The organism is Lentzea cavernae, assembly GCF_014653695.1.
Taxonomy (GTDB): Bacteria; Actinomycetota; Actinomycetes; order Mycobacteriales; family Pseudonocardiaceae; genus Lentzea; species Lentzea cavernae.
Genome location: NZ_BNAR01000030.1, coordinates 18,703 through 34,944 on the forward strand (window position 1 = coordinate 18,703; position 16,242 = coordinate 34,944).

At 68.8% G+C, this 16,242-nt stretch carries 18 protein-coding genes; 15 read left to right on the plus strand and 3 right to left on the minus strand.

From position 1 onward, the window contains the following. Positions 1-22: 22 nt before the first annotated feature. From IE307_RS45435 to IE307_RS45460, 6 genes are all read left to right on the plus strand, one after another. Positions 23-964 carry a Ppx/GppA phosphatase family protein gene (locus IE307_RS45435; protein ID WP_229905671.1) on the plus strand — a complete coding sequence of 314 codons (942 nt, stop codon included), beginning with the start codon at positions 23-25 and terminating at the stop codon, positions 962-964. A gap of 178 nt (positions 965-1,142) precedes the next feature. Next, a complete protein-coding gene (locus IE307_RS45440) occupies positions 1,143-2,768 on the plus strand; it encodes a peptide ABC transporter substrate-binding protein (protein ID WP_191305719.1) in 1,626 nt (541 codons plus the stop codon). A gap of 120 nt (positions 2,769-2,888) precedes the next feature. Next, positions 2,889-3,818 carry an ABC transporter permease gene (locus IE307_RS45445; protein WP_191305720.1) on the plus strand — a complete coding sequence of 310 codons (930 nt, stop codon included), beginning with the start codon at positions 2,889-2,891 and terminating at the stop codon, positions 3,816-3,818. Then, positions 3,811-4,785 carry an ABC transporter permease gene (locus IE307_RS45450; RefSeq protein WP_191305721.1) on the plus strand — a complete coding sequence of 325 codons (975 nt, stop codon included), beginning with the start codon at positions 3,811-3,813 and terminating at the stop codon, positions 4,783-4,785. The genes IE307_RS45445 and IE307_RS45450 overlap by 8 nt, the downstream gene beginning before the upstream one ends. A gap of 45 nt (positions 4,786-4,830) precedes the next feature. Further along, positions 4,831-5,781: an ABC transporter ATP-binding protein gene (locus IE307_RS45455; protein WP_229905672.1), complete on the plus strand. Its 951-nt coding sequence runs from the start codon at positions 4,831-4,833 to the stop codon at positions 5,779-5,781. Further along, complete coding sequence (locus IE307_RS45460) at positions 5,774-6,769, plus strand: ABC transporter ATP-binding protein (protein ID WP_191305723.1); 996 nt, start codon at positions 5,774-5,776, stop codon at positions 6,767-6,769. Before IE307_RS45455 ends, IE307_RS45460 begins: the two co-directional genes overlap by 8 nt. A 6-nt stretch (positions 6,770-6,775) precedes the next feature. On the opposite strand, the gene IE307_RS45465 is transcribed toward IE307_RS45460, so the two are convergent. Genes IE307_RS45465 through IE307_RS45475 form a run of 3 tightly spaced genes read right to left on the minus strand, consistent with a single transcriptional unit; the run spans position 6,776 to position 9,221 of the window. Then, a complete protein-coding gene (locus tag IE307_RS45465) occupies positions 6,776-7,342 on the minus strand; it encodes a chloramphenicol phosphotransferase CPT family protein (RefSeq protein WP_191305724.1) in 567 nt (188 codons plus the stop codon). Next, positions 7,339-7,767 (minus strand): GNAT family N-acetyltransferase, encoded by a 429-nt coding sequence (locus tag IE307_RS45470; RefSeq protein WP_191305725.1) that lies wholly within the window; start codon positions 7,765-7,767, stop codon positions 7,339-7,341. The genes IE307_RS45465 and IE307_RS45470 overlap by 4 nt, the downstream gene beginning before the upstream one ends. Continuing rightward, complete coding sequence (locus tag IE307_RS45475; RefSeq protein ID WP_191305726.1) at positions 7,764-9,221, minus strand: S10 family peptidase; 1,458 nt, start codon at positions 9,219-9,221, stop codon at positions 7,764-7,766. The genes IE307_RS45470 and IE307_RS45475 overlap by 4 nt, the downstream gene beginning before the upstream one ends. Between IE307_RS45475 and IE307_RS45480 the strand changes: the two genes are divergently transcribed. From IE307_RS45480 to IE307_RS45520, 9 genes are all read left to right on the plus strand, one after another. Further along, on the plus strand, positions 9,177-9,872 hold the full coding sequence (locus tag IE307_RS45480) for a uracil-DNA glycosylase (protein WP_191305777.1): 696 nt from the start codon (positions 9,177-9,179) through the stop codon (positions 9,870-9,872). The genes IE307_RS45475 and IE307_RS45480 overlap by 45 nt on opposite strands. Continuing rightward, the gene (locus IE307_RS45485) at positions 9,872-10,651 is read left to right on the plus strand and encodes a hypothetical protein (protein ID WP_191305727.1); all 780 of its coding nucleotides are present in this window, start codon (positions 9,872-9,874) and stop codon (positions 10,649-10,651) included. The genes IE307_RS45480 and IE307_RS45485 overlap by 1 nt, the downstream gene beginning before the upstream one ends. Positions 10,652-10,661: 10 nt before the next feature. After that, positions 10,662-11,126, plus strand: a complete 465-nt coding sequence (locus IE307_RS45490) for an SMI1/KNR4 family protein (RefSeq protein ID WP_191305728.1) — start codon at positions 10,662-10,664, stop codon at positions 11,124-11,126. Positions 11,127-11,176: 50 nt separating this feature from the next. Continuing rightward, positions 11,177-11,776 carry a DUF4129 domain-containing protein gene (locus IE307_RS45495; protein ID WP_191305729.1) on the plus strand — a complete coding sequence of 200 codons (600 nt, stop codon included), beginning with the start codon at positions 11,177-11,179 and terminating at the stop codon, positions 11,774-11,776. Further along, complete coding sequence (locus tag IE307_RS45500) at positions 11,773-12,123, plus strand: hypothetical protein (RefSeq protein ID WP_191305730.1); 351 nt, start codon at positions 11,773-11,775, stop codon at positions 12,121-12,123. Before IE307_RS45495 ends, IE307_RS45500 begins: the two co-directional genes overlap by 4 nt. Continuing rightward, on the plus strand, positions 12,120-13,061 hold the full coding sequence (locus IE307_RS45505) for an AAA family ATPase (RefSeq protein ID WP_191305731.1): 942 nt from the start codon (positions 12,120-12,122) through the stop codon (positions 13,059-13,061). Before IE307_RS45500 ends, IE307_RS45505 begins: the two co-directional genes overlap by 4 nt. Further along, positions 13,058-14,287 (plus strand): DUF58 domain-containing protein, encoded by a 1,230-nt coding sequence (locus IE307_RS45510; protein ID WP_191305732.1) that lies wholly within the window; start codon positions 13,058-13,060, stop codon positions 14,285-14,287. Before IE307_RS45505 ends, IE307_RS45510 begins: the two co-directional genes overlap by 4 nt. Continuing rightward, positions 14,281-14,742: a hypothetical protein gene (locus tag IE307_RS45515; RefSeq protein ID WP_191305733.1), complete on the plus strand. Its 462-nt coding sequence runs from the start codon at positions 14,281-14,283 to the stop codon at positions 14,740-14,742. The genes IE307_RS45510 and IE307_RS45515 overlap by 7 nt, the downstream gene beginning before the upstream one ends. A 142-nt stretch (positions 14,743-14,884) precedes the next feature. After that, complete coding sequence (locus tag IE307_RS45520; protein ID WP_191305734.1) at positions 14,885-16,210, plus strand: NAD(P)/FAD-dependent oxidoreductase; 1,326 nt, start codon at positions 14,885-14,887, stop codon at positions 16,208-16,210. The last annotated feature ends 32 nt before the right edge of the window (positions 16,211-16,242 follow it).

Sequence of the window (16,242 nt, forward strand, 5' to 3'; positions counted from 1 at the left end):
GAAGAACCACTGAGGAGTGCTCATGTCGCGGGTCGCGGCCATCGACTGCGGGACCAACTCGATCCGTCTGCTCATCGCGGACGTGACCAAGCGCGAGGACGGCACCGCCTGGCTGCGGGACGTCCACCGCGAGATGAAGATCGTCCGGCTCGGTCAGGGCGTGGACGCGACCGGGCGGCTGCACCCCGACGCCATCGAACGGACCCGGCAAGCCCTCCTCGACTACGCGCGCACGATGCAACGCAAGGGCGTGGAGACCGCACGGATGGTCGCGACGAGTGCCACGCGGGACGCGAGCAACCGCGACGAGTTCTTCGGCATGACCGAGCAGATCCTCGGCGCGCCCGCGGAGGTGATCACCGGGGACGAGGAGGCGCGGCTGTCCTACCTCGGGGCGGTGGCCGATCTCGACCCGGACGAGGGGCCCTTCCTCGTCACCGATCTGGGTGGTGGCAGCACCGAGTTCGTCCTCGGGACGGGGGCGGAGGTCGAGGCCGCGAGGTCGATGGACATCGGCTGCGTGCGGCTGACGGAGCGCTTCCTGCACTCCGACCCGCCCGAGAAGGACGAAATCGAGAAGGCGGAAGCGTTTGCGCGCGCGGCCATCAAAGAGGCATTCGAAGTGGTCCCGGTCGAGAAGATGAAGACGTGGATCGGGGTCGCCGGGACGGTTACGACATTGTCAGCCCTGGTCCAGGGGCTGGAGGTGTACAACAGCGACGATATTCACCTGAGCCGCATCACACTTGACAATGTTCGTGAAATCACCGACCGTATCCTCTCCATGACGCATGATGAGCGTGCCTCGCTGGGACCCATGCATCCCGGTCGGGTGGACGTGATCTGCGGTGGAGCAGTGGTACTGCGTGCGATTGCCGAGGAGCTCGAAAATCGCGCGGGAATTCGCACGCTCGTGTGCAGCGAGCACGACATCCTCGACGGCATCGCGTTTTCGCTGGTCTAAGGCCGAATTAAGGTCCGCTTGAGCTGATCGTGACAATTTTGTGACCGATTTCGGTGCGCGTAGTACTGGACGCCCCGGTTAACGTCCTCTCACGTTTTGGGAGGTGGACGAGACCTCCCGGGGAGGCGCGCGCACGCAATATCTGCGGAGCGGCGCCGGGGAAAGGCGGGAGAGACTGATGTCGCGATCACGGGTTGCGTGGGTGGCTCTGCCAGCCGCGCTCGCCATGACGCTCAGCGCATGCGGCGGCGGCGGTGGCGGGAGCAACAACGCTGCTGATGGCAAGGACAACCCGGAAGGCACGGTGTCCATCTACGGCACCGAGCCCAAGAGCACCTTGTTCCCGGCCAACACGACCGAGGCGGGCGGTGGCAAGGTCACCGACTCCCTGTTCTCGCGGCTGGTCGGCTACAAGACCGAGGACGGCGCGCCCTACAACCTGATGGCCGAGTCGATCACCTCGAGTGACGCCAAGGTCTACAGCATCAAGCTGAAGCAGGGCTGGAAGTTCCACGACGGCACCGAGGTCAAGGCGAAGAACTTCGTCGACGCCTGGAACTGGGCCGCGTACGCGCCGAACGCGCAGCAGGCGGCATCGTTCTTCGCCCCGATCGCGGGCTTCGAGGACGTCCACCCGGCCGACGAGAACGCCAAGCCGGCCAAGGACAAGATGTCCGGTCTCGAGCTCGTGGGCGACTACGAGTTCAAGGTCACCCTCAACGGTCCGACCTCGGTCTTCACGACGATGATCGGCTACACGCCGTTCTCGCCGATGGCCGACTCGTTCTTCGCGGACCCGAAGGCCGCCGAGGCCAAGCCGATCGGCAACGGCCCGCTCAAGTTCGTCTCCCGCACGCCGAACGCGCTGATCAAGATGGAGCGCTTCGACGACTACAAGGGCGAGGACAAGGTCCACTTCAAGACCTTGGACTACAAGATCTACTCCTCCCAGGAGACCGCGTACCAGGACCTGGTCGCGGGCAAGCTGGACTTCATGGAGGCCCTGCCCCCGTCGGCCAAGGTCGGCGAGAAGTACAAGGCCGACCTCGGTGACGCCGTCGTGACCGCGAACCTGCTCGGCCAGAGCGCCATCGCGTTCCCGCAGTACATCCCGGCGTTCCAGAACGTCAAGCTGCGCCAGGCCGTCTCGATGGCCATCAACCGGGAGCAGATCACGAAGACCGTGCTGGCCGGCTCCTACGTGCCGTCCACCAGCTTCGTCTCGCCCGGCATCAAGGGCTACCGCGCGGACACCTGCGGCGAGTTCTGCAAGTTCAACCCGGAGAAGGCCAAGCAGCTGTTCGCCGAGTCGGGCTTCACCGGCAAGCTGACCATCCAGTCCAACCAGGACGGTGGCCGCAAGGAGCCTCTCGAGGCCGCCTGCAACAGCATCAAGCAGACGCTCGGCGTTGACTGCGAGTTCGTCGGTGCCACCAACTTCGGTGCGTTCCGCCAGATCGTCGACGGCAAGCAGCTGACCGGCATGAGCCGTTCGGACTGGTCGGCCGACTACCCGTCGATCGAGAACTTCCTCAACCCGCTGTACCGCACGGGTGGGTCGTCCAACGACTCGAACTACTCGAAGCCCGAGGTCGACGAGCTCCTCAAGAAGGCCGACCAGACGGCCAACGAGGACGAGGCGATCAAGCTCTACCAGCAGGCAGAGGACATCATCGCCAAGGACCTGCCCTCCATGCCGACCTGGAACGAGAAGGGCATCGGCGGTCGCTCCAAGAACCTGCTCGACGCCAAGATGTCGTTCAAGCGTCAGGGCGCCCTGGAGTCGTTCCGCGTCAAGGCCTGATCTCTGACACCTGAGTTCTGAAACACCCGTCCGGCCCCGCGTCCCTCGAGCGTTACGGGCGCGGGGCCGGACCGGTGTCCAGGACCTTGGGCGCCCCCCACCACGCAAGGAGCCGACCTAATGGGTCGCTATGTGCTGCGCCGTCTGCTGCAGCTGATACCGGTCTTCCTGGGGACCACCTTCCTGATCTACGCCCTGGTCTGGGCGATCCCGCAGGACCCCTTCGCGGGCAAGTGCGGCCAGCGGCCGTGCGATCCGGCCTACATCGCCGAGATGAGCCAGAAGCTCAACCTCAACGACCCGCTCGTGGTCCAGTACTTCAAGTACCTGGGCAACCTGGTCGTCGGCGACTTCGGCACCACCTTCAACGGCATCTCCGTCGGTGAGCAGATCGCCACGTCGTGGCCGATCACGCTCAAGATGGGCATCATCGCGCTGATCATCGAAGCGGTCATCGGCATCATCGCCGGTGTCCTCACCGGTCTGCGCAAGTCGGGCTTCCTGGACAACCTGGTCCTGGTCTCGACCCTGTTCCTGATCTCGCTGCCGGTCTTCGTCACCGGTTTCGTGCTGCGGCTCTACCTCGGCCCGCAGGGCTTCGACCTGATGGACACCTCGGTCAGCTCCGATCCGTCGTTCGGCGAGCTGATCCTGCCCGGCTTCGTGCTCGGCAGCCTCTCGATGGCCTACGTGGCCCGGCTGACCCGCAGCAGCATCGTCGAGAACCGGCGGTCGGACTACGTGCGCACGGCCATCGCCAAGGGCCAGCCGCAGAGCCGTGTCGTCGGCATCCACCTGCTGCGCAACTCGCTGATCCCGGTGATCACGTTCCTCGGCACCGACCTCGGCAGCCTCCTCGGCGGCGCGATCGTGACCGAGGGCGTGTTCAACATCAACGGCATCGGCGGCCTGATCTTCCGCGGCATCCAGGAGAAGGAAGGCGTCATGGTCACGGGCATCGTGACCCTGCTGGTGCTGGTGTACCTGCTGATGAGCCTGCTCGTCGACCTCCTGTACGCCGTTCTCGACCCGAGGATTCGCTATGAGTGACCCAGGATCCGTGTCCGGTGGAGCCGGACTCGAGGCGTCCGCGGCGGCCGGCGTCGACCAGGCCAGCCACCTCGACGACTCGTCGCAGAAGCAGCGCAAGCCCCGCTCGCTCTGGAGCGACGCGTGGAGCGAGCTGCGGCGCAAGCCCACGTTCATCATCTCGCTGGTGATCATCGCGATCATCGTGCTGATGGCGATCTGGCCGACGCTGTTCACGTCGGTCGACCCGCGGGCCGCGAACCTCGACAACTCGCTGAAGTCACCGTCGGGCAGCGCGTGGTTCGGCTACGACCTGCAGGGCTACGACGTCTACGCCCGTGCGATGCACGGCGCCCGCGCGTCGCTGCTCGTCGGCATCTTCGCGACGCTGCTGACCGTGCTGATCGGATCGGCCGTCGGCATCGTCGCCGGCTACGCGAAGACGTGGCTCGACTCGGTGCTCTCGCGGTTCGCCGACATCTTCGCCGGCATCCCGTTCGTGCTCGGTGCGATCGTCATCCTGACGACGCTCAACGCGCCCACGGAGAACCCCGGCGTGGCCCGGATCATCACCCAGGTGGTGCTCTCGATCGCCGTGCTGTCGTGGCCGGTGGCCATGCGCATCATGCGTTCGGCGACGCTCGTGGCGAAGCAGCAGGACTACGTCAAGGCCGCCCGCGGCCTCGGCGCCTCGCCGCTGCGGATCGTGTTCCGGCACCTGCTGCCGAACACCGTGGCGCCCGTGCTCGTGTACGCGACGATCGCCCTGGGTGCCTTCATCGGCGCCGAGGCGACGCTCGCGTTCCTCGGCATCGGCCTGCGTCCGCCGGTCGTGTCGTGGGGCGTGATGATCTCGGAGTCGCGCGACTACTTCCAGTCGGCTCCGCACATGCTGCTGTTCCCCGCGGGCTTCGTCACGATCACCGTGCTGGCCTTCGTCATGCTCGGTGACGCCGTGCGCGACGCCCTCGACCCCAAGTCCCGATAGGGGAATCCTGTGACTCAGCCATTGCTGGAGGTCGAGGATCTCCACGTGGAATTCCGCACCCGCGACGGTGTCGCGAAGGTGCTCAACGGCGTTTCGTACCACGTCTCGGCGGGCGAAACCCTTGCGGTGCTGGGTGAATCCGGTTCCGGCAAGTCCGTGACCGCCCAGACGATCATGGGCATCCTGGACACGCCGCCGGGGTTCATCACCAACGGCACGATCAAGTTCCGCGGTGAGGACCTGCTGACCCAGTCGGCGGACGCGCGCCGCCAGGTTCGTGGCGAGGGCATCGCCATGATCTTCCAGGACGCGCTGTCGGCCCTGAACCCGGTCTTCACCGTCGGGTTCCAGATCGAGGAGCAGCTCAAGGTCCGCCGCGGCATGTCCAAGGCGGACGCCCGCAAGCGGGCGGTCGAGCTGCTCGACCAGGTCAAGATCCCGAACGCCAAGGGACGGGTCTCCGACTACCCGCACCAGTTCTCCGGCGGCATGCGGCAGCGCGCGATGATCGCGATGTCGCTGGCGCTCGACCCGGAGCTGCTGATCGCGGACGAGCCCACGACCGCGCTGGACGTCACCGTGCAGGCCCAGATCATGGACCTGCTCGCGGAGATCCAGAAGGAACGCGACATGGGCATGATCCTGATCACCCACGACCTCGGCGTCGTCGCCGACGTCGCGGACCGGATCTCGGTCATGTACGCGGGCCGCATCGTCGAGCACGCCGACGTCTACGAGCTGTTCCGCGCGCCGGGACACCCGTACACCGAGTCGCTGCTCGAGTCCCTGCCCCGCGTGGACCTGCGCGGCCAGGAGCTCAAGACGATCAAGGGTCTGCCGCCGTCGCTGACCAACATCCCGCCCGGCTGCCCGTTCAACCCGCGCTGCCCGCGCGTGTTCGACCGGTGCGTCACCGAGGTCCCTGCCGTGCACAACCTCGGCATGGGCCGCACCAGCCGGTGCCACATCGCGGAGGAGGTCGTCGCTCGTGGCTGAGCCGATCCTCGAGGTGGAGAACCTCGTCAAGCACTTCCCGGTCCGCGTCGGCGTGCTGTTCAAGCGCACCGTGGGCCACGTCAAGGCAGTCGACGGCGTCTCGTTCTCGCTCAACAAGGGCGAGACCCTCGGCGTCGTGGGCGAGTCGGGCTGTGGCAAGTCCACGCTGGCCCAGGTGCTGATGCGCCTGGAGCCGCCGACCGCGGGCGTCGCGCGCTTCGAGGGCCGCGACATCTTCGGCATGAAGGGCGCGGAGCTGCGCAAGCTGCGCCGCGACATCCAGATCGTGCTGCAGGACCCGTACACGTCGCTGAACCCGCGCATGACGGTCGGCGACATCGTCGGCGAGCCCTTCGAGATCCACACCGAGGTCGCGCCCAAGGGCTCGCGCCGGCAGAAGGTCCAGGAACTGCTGGAGACCGTGGGCCTCAACCCGGAGCACATCAACCGGTACCCGCACCAGTTCTCCGGCGGTCAGCGCCAGCGCATCGGCATCGCCCGCGCGCTCGCGCTGAAGCCCAAGGTGATCGTGTGCGACGAGCCGGTGTCCGCTCTGGACGTGTCGATCCAGGCGCAGGTCATGAACCTGCTGGGCGACCTGCAGAACGAGCTCGGCCTCTCGTACGTCTTCATCGCGCACGACCTGTCGGTGGTCCGCCACCTGTCGGACCGCGTCGCGGTGATGTACCTCGGCAAGATCGTGGAGATCGGCACCGAGGACGAGATCTACGAGCGCCCGATGCACCCGTACACGCAGGCGCTGCTGTCCGCCGTGCCGGTGCCGGACCCGACCCAGCGCGGCCGGCGCGACGTCATCCGCCTGACCGGTGACGTGCCGTCGCCGATCGACCCGCCCTCGGGCTGCCGGTTCCGCACGCGGTGCTGGAAGGCGCAGGACATCTGCGCCACCGAGGTTCCCGAACTGGTGTCGCGCAACGGGGGCCACCCCGCGGCGTGCCACTTCGCGGAGGAGCGCGCGGTCGTCTGACCGTTGTCAGCTGGTTGAGGGGTCGTGCCCGCGGGCGCGGCCCCTCAACTCGTCGAAGGCCCTCGTGGCCGGTGCCTGGTCGACGAACTCCTTGATGGCCTCCGCGCACTCGCGCGGGCTGCTCGTGGCGGTGTCGACCTCGAAGTCGTAAAGCCCGTGCTGGTGGACGCTCAGCCGTTGCGCGGCGCCCGTCCCCTCCACCCGGTCACCCCTGGCCCGTTCGCGCCTGTCCAGCTCGTCTGAAGGGCACTGCACACCCACGAGCACGACGTCCAGGCCCTCCATCACCTCCAGGCAGTCCTGCAGGCGCCACGGCTCGCTGAGCAGGTGGTCGACGATCACGTCGTTGCCGGCCCGCGCCATGCCCGCGACGGCGCGGTGGAACCCCGCCCTCATGCGGTGCAGGAACTCCGACAGCTCGGCGGGGTCGAGCTTGGTCACCCGGTCGCCGTCGCACATCTCGCTGAACGCGTCGATGCTCATGTGGAAGTACGAGGGGTCCAGCACCTGCAGGAGCTCCGCGGCGATGCTCGTCTTGCCGGAGCTGGACGTCCCGTTGAGGAAGATGATCACGGCCGGGCCAGGTCGGTGAGCGAGACGCCGGGAGCGACTTCGCGCGTGCCGGTCTCGGCGAACCCGCGCCTGCGGTAGAGCGCGAGCGCCGGCTCGTTCTTCGTGCCCGTGCTGACGACCTGCGGCCCCTCCGGCAGCGCGTCGAGCAACCGGGAGGCGATGCCGCGGCGGTGCGCCCGCGGGTGCACGACCAGCCGATGGATGTCCACAGTGGACCCGTCGAGCCGGTACGACACCGCGCCGACAAGGCCTTCCTCGTCGTAGATCCCGAGGAACGTCTCCCCACACGCGCGGAGTTCTTCGAGCGACTCGTGCAACGGCGGTATGCCGTCGAAGCCGATGAGCTCGGCTTCGACGGCATACGCCAGGCGTTGCACCGTCCGGAGTTCGCGCAGGACGGCGTCGTCGGACAGGTCGAGGATCACGTGCCTGAGGAGTTCCGCACGAACGCCGCCAGGTCCTCGGACTGCTGCACCCGCGAGGGCTCGTGGACGTACATCATGTGGCCGGCCGGGTAGTAGGCCGACTCGATGTTCGCCGTGAGCTCCTTCGGGATCTGCAGGTGCGCGATGAGGTGCTCGGCCGCGAAGTACGGCGTGGCGCCGTCGAACCAGCCGAACGCGACGTGGACCTTGAGGTGCGGGTTCGCCCGCATCGCCGCCGAGAGCTTGCCCGCCGTGGAGACGTGGCGGTTCTCGAACTCCTTGTAGGACCAGTTCTCGATGACCCGCGCGAGGACCTCGTACGGCAGGTCGCTCTTGTAACCGAGCTCGGCGTGCACGTAGTGGTTGAGCACGGCCGAGTACGGGCCGAGGATGGCGTCGATGGACGGGTCCGCGGAGATGCCCTCGCGGCCGTAGTCCGTGTCCCAGCCGGTGAAGCGGGCGTCGATGCGGCCGACGGTCTTGCGGTCGCGGCGCAGCAGCTCGGTGAAGAACCGGATGTGCTCGATGCGCAGGTCGACCGCGTCCACGTACTCCTCGGACAGACCGGTGAGCCGGGCGAGCTTCTCGATCGTGGCGGCGCGCTCGACGTCGCTGAGCCTGTTGCCGCGCGCGAGGGCGTAGGGGTAGTCGCGGACCGCGAACTCCTCGGCCTCGGCGAGCACCTCCTTCAGCGGACGGTCGCCGTGCAGGCCGTGGTAGTGCGCGATGGCCGCGTACGTCGGCAGGAAGAGCGTGTAGGCGAGGTCGTGGCCCTCGTTGAACTCGAGCGTCGCGAAGTCCAGCACGCTCGAGATCAGCATGAGCCCGTTGAGGTACATGCCGTACTTCTTCTGCAGGTGCTCGGCGAGGCCGGCCGCGCGGAGCGTGCCGTACGACTCGCCGCAGAGGAACTTCGGCGACATCCACCGGCCGTTGCGCGCCGTCCAGAGCCGGATGATCTCGGCGATGGACTCGATGTCGGGCTGGTAGCCGTGGTAGCTGCTGGCCTTCTCACCCTGGGCGGCCCGCGAGAAACCGGTCGACACCGGGTCGATGAACACGAGGTCGCTCTCGGCGAGCAGCGACTCCTCGTTGTCCGCGATCCCGTACGGCGGCGCGGTCAGGTTGCCGACGTCTCCGCTGAGCACCCGGCGCGGCCCGAGGAGCCCCATGTGCAGCCACACGCTCGCGGAACCGGGCCCGCCGTTGAACGCGAACGTCACGGGCCTCTTCAACGGGTCGGCGCCGTCGAGGGTGTAGGTGGTGACGAACACCTCGGCCTTGGGCTTGTGACCCTCGAACACGCCGTCCTTCATCACCTCTTCCTTGAGCACGATCCGCCCCGTGGTGGCGGTGTAGTTCAGCTCGCGGCCCTTGACGGTGATGCTGTGCTGGGTGGTGACCAGATCATCAGCGGGAGACTCGGGCTTCTCTTCGGTCTTCTCCTCGGACATGGGAGCAACATTACGGAACTCGACGAACGGATAACGGCCTGCCGAGCGTGCCCGCGCCTGGTCGCGTGGCGCGAGTCGACCGCGTCCGTGAAACGCGCGGCCTTCAAGGACCAGGAGTACTGGGGCAGACCCGTCCCGGGCTTCGGGCCTCTCGACGCCTCGCTGCTCATCGTGGGCCTCGCCCCCGCCGCGCACGGCGGCAACCGGACCGGGCGGATGTTCACCGGCGACCCGTCGGGCGACTTCCTGTACCGGGCGTTGTACGAGGTCGGGCTCGCCTCGCAGCCCACGGCCGTGTCCCGCGACGACGGGATGGAGCTGTACGGGGTGCGGATGGCCTCGCCCGTGCGGTGCGCGCCGCCCGCGAACAAGCCGACCGCCGAGGAACGGGACCGGTGCTCGCCGTTCCTGCGCGAGGAGATCGGGTCGATGCCGAACCTGCGGTCGGTGATGGTGCTCGGCGGGTTCGGGTGGAAGGCGTTCCTGCCGCTGGTGGGGGTGGAGCGCGTGCCGAAGTTCGGGCACGGGGTGGAGGTGCTCGCCGGTGGGTTGCGGGTGTTCGGGTGCTACCACGTGTCGCCGCACAACACCTACACCGGACGACTGACCCAGGAGATGCTGCAGGACGTGCTGAAGAGGGCGAAGGGCTGATGGGGAGCAGGGCCGACTACGTGATCGTCGACGAACGCGGCTGGGAGCTGCACTTCTCGAACGGCGGCGCGGAGCTGCTGCTCAGCACCCTCGCGGACGGGCCGGCGGACATGATCGAGGTGGTGCGCGGAGAACAGCGGGCCGAGCACTGGCTGGACGAGGTGTGGTGCGAAGGCGCCGCGCTCATGGACACCGTGAACCACGTCCTGCTGCTGTTCACCTGGCACCACGACGGCGTTGACGACAGGGCACGCCGCCTGGCCGCCATCAGGGCCGCCTGGACCGGCTGGGAGGTCCGCTGGGCGTACGGCGGGATCGGGGACGTGGTGGCGCACCTCGGTCTCGACCGGGCCCTGGTCCGTGCCGGCGACCGTCCGCACCCCGTGCTGCGGGAGGGGGATGGCGACCCGCCCGAGATCACCAACACCCTGGTGACGATCCGGCAGGCGGACGGGTCGGTGCTCGGGCACCGGCTGTGCCACCTGCACTGCGAGCCGTTGTGGGCGGGGCCCGGGCTGCTGGACTCGTTGGCGACCTGGACCCCGGTGCGGGCCTGGGATCGCCTGAGCCCCGACGACCCCGGACCCGAACTCGGGCTGCACCTCGAAGTCGCGAACCGCGAGTTCGGGTTCTGGACGGCCGCGAGCTTCACCGGCACCGTCGAGGAGATCACCGCCCGCTGGCCCGGCTGGAAGGTCGAGTTCTGGGAGGACCGCCACCAGGAGCAGGCGCTCCGCTGCGGCGCCGATTTCCGGACGTACCCCTTCAGCTCCACTTAGGATCCGCCGGATGAACCTCTGGGCCGACGGCACCTACGGCGTCCAAACGCCCCTCACCGACGAAGCCGTCCGAGAGGCCGAAGCACTGCTGGGCGTCCGCCTGCCCGAAACCCTCCTGGAGCTGCTGCGCACCCAGAACGGCGGCACGGTCGTGGACGAGCTGGCCGCGTTCCCGACGACCGAGCGGACCTCGTGGGCCTCGGACCACGTGCCGTTCGACAGCGTGATGGGCATCGGCACCGCGGAGGGCAGTCTGTCGCTGCTCGACACGCCCTACCTGGTGCAGGAGTGGGGCCTGCCGTCCCCGGTGGTGCTGCTGACCGGTGACGGCCACACGTGGATCGCCCTGGACTACCGGGCGGGCGGAGAGCCGTCGGTCGTGTGGCTCGACGCCGACAACGAGTCGGAGCTGCCGCTGGCGCCGGACCTGCGGACGTTCCTCGATGGTCTGGTGCCCGCGGAGAGCTTCGAGTAACCGACCAAAGGATCATCCGAAGTCCGCCGCCGCGTGCGAGGCTGCTCGGCATGAAGTGGTGGCGGGCTGGGGTGGCGGTGGCGGCGTTGCTGATCGTCGTCGTCGCGGCCGGCGGCACGTCGCCGATCACGTTCGTCAACCGCCTCGACGACCGCCCGCCCCCGCAGGACTCCGGGCCGCAGACCGACATCCCGCTGCCTACCGAGCTGCCGGACGCCCTGGCCGTGCCGCTGACCGTGTACCTGCTGCTCCTCGCGGGGCTCGTGCTGTTCGGACTGGTCGGGATCATTCTCGCGTTCGAGCTGCCCCGGTGGCGGCGGAGCAGGGGTGTGCGCGGGGTGGAGGTCGAGAGCGGGGAGGTCGGGGAGACGGCGGTGGTGCGGCGCGTCGAGAAGGCGTTGCAGGAGTTCACCGCGCACCCCGACCGGCCGCCGCGCGACGCCGTGATCGCCGCCTGGCTCGCGCTAGAAGCGACTGAGGAACGGCTGCCGCACCAGACGCCCACCGAGTTCACGGAGAAGCTTGGGGTGGACGCGGTGGTGCTCAAAGACCTGTACCAGCGCGCGCGTTTCGGGCACGAGGACGTGACGGAGACGCAAGCGAGAAGAGCGCAGCAAGAGTTGAGCCGCATCGTCCGGGAGCTCGCGTGAGGACCGCGCTGGCACTCCTGGTCGGGGTGGTCATCGGGGTCGTGATCTGGCTGCTCGGGGCCTCGCCGCAGTGGGCAGCGGCGCTGGCCGTGCCGCCCGCCGCGTTCTGCGTGCTGGTCAGCAGGTTGCCGCGGGCCACCGACGTCGTCTGGAGCTCGGCGCCGCCGCCTCCGGGGTCGATCAGTACCGCGCACGCCAGCACGCTCGCGGGCAGGCTGGCCGAGGCGGCGGAGGACCCGAGGCGCTACCAGGAGCGGTTCCGCGCCCGGTTCGCACGACTGGGGATCGAGGCGTCCGAGATGCCCGGTCCGAAGCAACTCGCGGAAAGGCTCAGGAGGGTCGAGTGACGATCGCACGGGAGGCCGAGGCCGTTCTCGACGAGATCGGCAAGGTCGTCGTCGGGCGCACCCGGACGGTGCGGCTCGCGCTCGCGGCCGTGCTGGCGGGCGGGCACGTGCTGCTGGAGGACGTGCCGGGCCTCGGCAAGACGTTGATCGCGCGGTCGCTCGCGCAGGCGCTGAGCCTCGAGTTCCGCCGCCTGCAGTGCACGCCGGACCTGTTGCCCGCGGACGTCACCGGGTCGTTCCTCTACGACCCCGGCAGCCGCGAGTTCGAGTTCCACCAGGGGCCCGTGTTCACCGGGCTGCTGCTGGCCGACGAGATCAACCGCACGCCGCCGAAGACGCAGTCGGCGTTGCTGGAGGCCATGCAGGAGCGGCAGGTCACGGTTGAGGGGCGCACCTTCCCGCTGCCGAAGCCGTTCCACGTGCTCGCGACCTCGAACCCCGTCGAGTACGAGGGCACCTACCCGTTGCCCGAGGCGCAGCTCGACCGGTTCCTGGTGCGGCTCGACATCGGGTACCCGCCGGCCGAGGAGGAGGTCGAGGTGCTCCGGCGCCGGATCGCCCGGCAGCGCGAGGAGGCCGAGGTCTCGCCGGTGCTGGCGGCGGGGCGGCTCGCCGAGCTGCAGGCCGAGCTGGAGAAGACCACAGTGGACGACGATCTCCTGCGGTACTGCGTCGATCTGGCCGTCTCCACGCGCAGGCACCAGTCCGTCGAGGTCGGCGCCTCACCGCGCGGCGCGCAGGCGCTCGTGCTCGTCGCCCGCGCACTGGCCACTTTGGACGATCGCGCCTACGTGACGCCCGAGGACGTCAAGGAGTGCGCGGTCGCCGTGCTGGCGCACCGGCTCGTGATGAAGCCCGAGACGTGGACGTCCGGCGTGAACGGCGTGCAGGTCGTCACCGAACTGCTCGGCAAGGTCCCGGGCCCGCCCAGCTCATGAGCAGAGCGGACAAGATCAGGGAGGCCTTCGCCCAGTCGCACGGCGCGCACTGGCACCCCGCGGACGCGTACTCGCGCGCCGTCTGGCTGGGTGTCGGGCTCGTCGTCGGCGGGATGTTCCTGCACCAGGTCGAACTGGTGCTGTTCGGCGTGCCGCTGGTCCTGTCCGTGTTGCTGACCCACAAGCCGAAGGGCACGCCCACGGTCAGCGTCCGCCCCGTGCCCCGTGGTGCCGGCCTGGGCACCGTGCACACCGTCGCGCACGTCGACGGCGCGGACGCCGAGATCGCGGTGGTCAAGCTGCCCGGCGGCGTCAAGGCCGTCCCGGCGCACTCGCCCGACCTGCCCGTGGAGATCCGCCGCGACGCGTGGGGTCCCGGCGTCGATCTGCGGCTGGACCACCTGTTCGCCGGACCGGACGGCATGCACGTCTACGGGCCGATCGTCGGCGTCGAACACGTCCGCACGATCCTGCCGCCGGTCGAGCACCACCCGTCCGGTCCGCTGCCGCCGCGGCCCGCCGGGCTGGTCGGCATCCACCGCTCGCCCCGCGCCGGCGACTCGACCGAGCTGCGCGACATCAGGGCGTTCCAGCCGGGGGACAGGCTCAAGCGCGTCGACTGGCGCGTCACGACCCGCACCGGCGTCCTGCACGTCCGCGAGCGGCACGCCGAGGCCGACGCGGAGGTCGTGCTGGCCCTCGACACGCGCGCCGACGTCGGTGCGGAGGTGGCGGACTGGTCGTCGCCGCACCGCGGGGCCACGACGCGTCCCGGTGGCAGCCTGGACCGCGCGGTGCGTCAGGCGGCGTCGATGGCCGCCGGTTACCTGCGGCAGGGCGACCGCGTGGCGCTGACGGACCTGTCACGCCCGCAGCTCAACGTCCGCTCCGGCGTGGGACGGCGGCACCTGATGCGCATCCGCACGCAGCTCGTCGTCTGCGTGCAGGCCGCCGGGTGGTCGTCGTACGTGACGTTGCGCAAGCTCCCGCACGGCAGCGTGGTCGTGCTGCTGTCGCCGTTCCTCGACGACGACGTCGCGGAACTGGCGGTGCAGACGCGCAAGCACGGCCACGTCGTGCTGGCGATCAACACGCTGCCGATGCCGTTGAAGCCCGACCGCGAGACGCCCTGGGGCGAGGTGGCGGCCGAGATGATCGCCGCGGAGCACCGGCTGCGGCTGCGGCGCATGGCCGAGCACGGGGTGGCGGTGACGCGCGAATGCTGATCCGCCTGGCGATCGTGCTCGCGGCGATGCCCGTGGCGCTCGTCCTGCACCTGGAGGCCTCGTCGATCGCGCCGCTGCTGATCGTCACGGCGCTGACGGTGCTCACCGCGTTGATGCCGGGGAGCGCGGGAGCGGCGTTGCTGATCGGCTACGCGGCGCTCGCGATGGCGTTCGCCGACGGGCACCCGCTGCGGCTCGGCGTGCTGGTCGTGATTCCGGCGCTGCACCTCATTCACGTGACGTCCGCGCTCGCGGCGGTCGTTCCGGTGAAAACGAAAGTCGAGCTCGCTGCGCTGAAAGCACCAGCACGCCGGTTCGCCATTGTCCAAGCGATCACGTTCGGCGTCACGGCGTTCGCCGCCGTCATCCCGTCGGGTGCGGAGATCGGCCTCGTGGAAGTGCTCGGACTGGGGGCTCTGACGGTGGTGATCGGGGTCGTCGCGCTGAGGATCTGAATCGACACTCTCAGGGAGAACGTGTCCGATTCCGGTGGACGCGCAGGTCAGTGGGGATCGTGTCCGGCATCACCGCGCGACGGCGGTCACAACGGCCCCTCCGGACGCGCGAAAAAGGGGGTCCTGGTGCGACCATGTGTGTATGGCTGCTGTGAAGTCGCACCCCACTCGGATTGTCATCGTCGGCGGTGGATACGTCGGGATGTACACGGCTCTCGGACTGCAGAAGAAACTGCGTTCCGGTGAGGCTTCCGTGACGGTAATCGACCCGCAGCCGCACATGACCTACCAGCCCTTCCTGCCTGAGGCGGCGGCCGGCTCGATCGAGCCGCGCCACGTCGTCGCTCCACTGCGCAAGGTGCTCAAGCGCTGCCACGTCGTCACCGGCCGCGTCACGAAGATCGAGCACGCGCGCAAGATCGTGACCGCCGAGCTGTCGGACGGCCACGTCGAGGAGATCGAGTACGACGTGCTCGTCTCCGCGCTGGGTGCGATCTCGCGCACGCTCCCGATCCCCGGCCTGGCCGAGGTCGGCATCGGCATGAAGACGATCGGCGAGGCGATCTACGTCCGCAACCACGTGCTGTCGCGCCTGGACCAGGCAGCGAGCACGAACAACGCGGAACTGCGCAAGAAGCTGCTCAGCTTCGTCGTCATCGGTGGTGGCTTCGCGGGCATCGAGACGCTCGCCGAGCTCGAGGACATGACGCGGTATGCGCTTCGGTACTACGAGGGCATCAAGCCCGAGGAGATGAACTGGGTCCTGGTCGAGGCCGCCGGGCGGATCATGCCCGAGGTGTCCGCCAAGCTCGGCGCGTGGACGGTCGAGGCGCTGGAGAAGCGCGGCATGAAGATCTACCTCGACACCCGCGTGAAGTCCCTCGAGGGCGGCCACGTCGTCCTCGACGACGGCACCGAGTTCGACTCCGACACGATCATCTGGACCGCCGGCATGAAGGCGAACCCGGTGCTGCGCAACACGGACCTCCCGCTCGACGAGCGCGGCCGCGTCCGGTGCACCGCCGCCATGCAGGTCCAGGGCCTCGACGGCGTGTGGGCCGCCGGTGACTGCTCCGCGGTGCCGGACCTCTCGCGCACAGAGGAGGACCCGACGGCGACGTGCGTGCCGAACGCGCAGCACGCCATCCGCCAGTCGAAGCTGCTCTCGAAGAACATCGTGGCGCAGATGCGCGGCCAGAAGCCGAAGGACTACTTCCACAAGTACCTCGGCTCGGTCGCGGGCCTCGGCCTCTACAAGGGCGTCGCGGACGTGTTCGGCCTGCGCTTCAAGGGCCTGCCGGCGTGGTTCATGCACCGCAGCTACCACGTCGCGTTCATGCCGACCGTGAACCGCAAGCTCCGCGTGCTGATGGACTGGACGCAGGCGCTGTTCTACGGCCGCGAGATCGTAGCGCTCGGCCAGATCAACGACCCGAAGTCGGACTTCGACCGCGCAGTGCAAAGCTGAGCACTACTCTCTGTAAGTGACGGCATGCCCCG

Bases quoted from the DNA above. Each gene is read 5' to 3' on its own strand.
- IE307_RS45435 (WP_229905671.1), top strand. From the start codon at position 23: ATGTCGCGGGTCGCGGCCATCGACTGCGGGACCAACTCGATCCGTCTG.
- IE307_RS45440 (WP_191305719.1), top strand. From the start codon at position 1,143: ATGTCGCGATCACGGGTTGCGTGGGTGGCTCTGCCAGCCGCGCTCGCC.
- IE307_RS45445 (WP_191305720.1), top strand. From the start codon at position 2,889: ATGGGTCGCTATGTGCTGCGCCGTCTGCTGCAGCTGATACCGGTCTTC.
- IE307_RS45450 (WP_191305721.1), top strand. From the start codon at position 3,811: ATGAGTGACCCAGGATCCGTGTCCGGTGGAGCCGGACTCGAGGCGTCC.
- IE307_RS45475 (WP_191305726.1), bottom strand. From the start codon at position 9,221: ATGTCCGAGGAGAAGACCGAAGAGAAGCCCGAGTCTCCCGCTGATGAT.
- IE307_RS45485 (WP_191305727.1), top strand. From the start codon at position 9,872: ATGGGGAGCAGGGCCGACTACGTGATCGTCGACGAACGCGGCTGGGAG.
- IE307_RS45490 (WP_191305728.1), top strand. From the start codon at position 10,662: ATGAACCTCTGGGCCGACGGCACCTACGGCGTCCAAACGCCCCTCACC.
- IE307_RS45495 (WP_191305729.1), top strand. From the start codon at position 11,177: ATGAAGTGGTGGCGGGCTGGGGTGGCGGTGGCGGCGTTGCTGATCGTC.
- IE307_RS45510 (WP_191305732.1), top strand. From the start codon at position 13,058: ATGAGCAGAGCGGACAAGATCAGGGAGGCCTTCGCCCAGTCGCACGGC.
- IE307_RS45515 (WP_191305733.1), top strand. From the start codon at position 14,281: ATGCTGATCCGCCTGGCGATCGTGCTCGCGGCGATGCCCGTGGCGCTC.
- IE307_RS45520 (WP_191305734.1), top strand. From the start codon at position 14,885: ATGGCTGCTGTGAAGTCGCACCCCACTCGGATTGTCATCGTCGGCGGT.